Raw genomic sequence first — 2489 nt, forward strand, 5'->3', positions numbered from 1 at the left:
GCTGTCGCTCGCCAACCAGTCGCAGGCGAGCGTGCTGCAGCTGCTGCGCTGATCCGCAGGCATCGCATCTCGACAACGAAGGCGGCGGGGGAAACCCCGCCGCTTTTCATTGGAGGGGACGAGGAGGGGGGCCGACGGTGCGGATGGCGTATTGCGACGAGCCCGTCAGGACAAAAAAGCCGGCCCGCCATGGGCGGGGCCGGGCCTTCGATCTACGATGTGTTCGGCGGAGGCTCAGGCCGCCGAGCTCACCGGCTTGTCCTGCTGTTCGGCTTCAGCCTGCTCGATCAGCTTCTTCTCATAGGCGACGAGCTTCTTGGCTTCCTTCAGCGCCTGGTAGAGATCGCCGTTGAGGATATGGCCGTTGATCGCCTCGATGATCGGCCAGGCGCTCGGCACCGTCGTGATGATGTCGCGCAGCAGGTTGAAATAGGTGCCGTGATCCGCGTCTGCCCCCGGCGAGATGTACATCAGCTGGACCGCAAGATAGACGAGCTTGGCCGGCGTGTCGGCCGTCTCCGGCGTCAGGATGTCCTTCTCGCGCAGGATCGGAATGTTCTCGCCGTCGATCAGGAGACGCGCGCGCTGGTCGGTGTTGGTGATCACGCAGGAGCCGATGATGATGCGCTCATGCGGCTTCAGTTCGACTTTCAGGGCCATTCTCATTCTCCGTTGCCGCATCGGCGTGGCGCCGAACCTGCTGCGTCGAGGCCGATGACCGGTCCAGCTGCCAGTCTAGATCGCGCGGGGAGTCTGCGCGCTCGATCGGTCGGCGCGCAGCAATCCTTTCCGATCATGGTTAACGGACGGTAAACGGCCGCGCACGCCCGGCGAATATGCGGTGTTTTCAAGGTGATCCGCGGCGAATCGCCGATGCGCGGCCGTGCCGATGCCACGCATCGGGGACCGCGAGCGGTCGTGACTTCACTGTTTGTTAGCCGCTCGCATTTACCTTAACGCCCGTCGCCCGGTGGTGCAGTCACCCACGGGCTTCGCCTTGATCCTGAATGGATCGGGCAGTTTGTTTCACACCAGAAGGGTATGAAAATGTCAGGTATTGTTCTCTCGGCGTCGGTGCGTCAGAATCTGCTCTCGCTTCAGTCGACGGCTCAGCTCCTCGCCACCACCCAGAACAATCTCTCCACGGGCAAGAAGGTCAACTCGGCGCTCGACAATCCGACCAACTTCTTCACCGCCCAGGGTCTCGACAACCGCGCTTCCGACATCTCCAATCTGCTCGACGGCATCGGCAACGGCGTGCAGGTGCTGCAGGCCGCCAACACCGGCATCACCTCGCTGCAGAAGCTCGTCGACAGCGCCAAGTCGATCGCCAACCAGGTGCTGCAGAGCTCCGTGGGCTATTCCACCAAGTCCAGCGTCACCTCGGCGGCTCTGACCGGCGCGACCGCCACCGACCTGCTCGGCTCCAGCTCGACGGCTGTGACCGGCTCGGTCGTGAACAACGACAACACCTCGAGCGCGGTGGCGATCACCGGCTCGACCAAGCTGTCGGGTACGGCAGGCACCGCGTCGAACAACCTCGCCACCGGCATCACCTCCGGTGAGACGCTGGTCGTCAACGGCACCACCTTCACCTTCGTCACCGGCACGTCCTCGACGGGCACCAGCATCGGCATCGGCGACAGCGTCAGCAACCTGCTGTCGGCGATCCAGACCCAGACCGGCGTGACCGCGTCGATCACGGCGGGTGCGATCACCTTGACGCCGCCGGCGGCGGGATTGACGCTCTCGGGCAGCACCGGCACCTTGGGCAAGCTCGGGCTGACTGCTGTCGGCGACGGCTTGTCAGGTCAGACCTTGACGATCGGCGCGACAGGGGGAGGCACGGCGACGAGTGTCACGTTCGGTCTAGGGACAGGGCAGGTCAAGTCTCTGAACGATCTCAACGCCAAGCTCGCAGCCAACAACCTGCAGGCCTCGATCGATACCACCGGCAAGATCTCGATCACCACGACCAACGACGCGGCTTCGGCCACGATCGGCGCGATCGGTGGTACGTCGGCTGCGGCCAGCCAAGCCTTCAACGGCCTGACGGCGGCGGCTCCGGTGGCGGACGCGACCGCGCAGACGCAGCGCGCGAGCCTAGTCTCCCAGTACAACAACGTGCTGGCGCAGATCAACACCACCGCGGCCGACGCTTCGTTCAACGGTGTCAACCTGCTGAACGGCGACACGCTGAAGCTGACCTTCAACGAGAACGGCAAGTCGACGCTCTCGATCACCGGCGTGACCTTCAATACCGGCGGTCTTGGCCTGTCGACCCTCACCTCGGGCACCGACTTCCTCGACAACAACTCGGCGAACAAGGTGATCACCCTGTTGAACTCGGCGAGCTCGACGCTGCGGTCGGAAGCCTCCACGCTGGGTTCGAACCTGTCGGTGGTGCAGATCCGTCAGGACTTCAACAAGAACCTGATCAACGTGCTGCAGACCGGCTCGTCGAACCTGACGCTGGCCGACACCAACGA

At 64.0% G+C, this 2489-nt stretch carries 2 protein-coding genes; one reads left to right on the plus strand and one right to left on the minus strand.

All coding sequences use genetic code 11. The features are described 5' to 3' along the window. Window positions 1-234 precede the first annotated feature (234 nt). Window positions 235-660: a flagellar biosynthesis repressor FlbT gene (gene flbT / locus QX121_RS31560; protein WP_315715996.1), complete on the minus strand. Its 426-nt coding sequence runs from the start codon at window positions 658-660 to the stop codon at window positions 235-237. Between the two features lie 387 nt (window positions 661-1047). Between flbT and QX121_RS31565 the strand changes: the two genes are divergently transcribed. Continuing rightward, the coding region (locus QX121_RS31565) for a flagellar protein (protein ID WP_315813915.1) at window positions 1048-2489 on the plus strand (1442 nt) is incomplete at its 3' end.

The organism is Bradyrhizobium sp. SZCCHNR2028, assembly GCF_032380995.1.
In the GTDB taxonomy this organism is placed as follows: domain Bacteria; phylum Pseudomonadota; class Alphaproteobacteria; order Rhizobiales; family Xanthobacteraceae; genus Bradyrhizobium.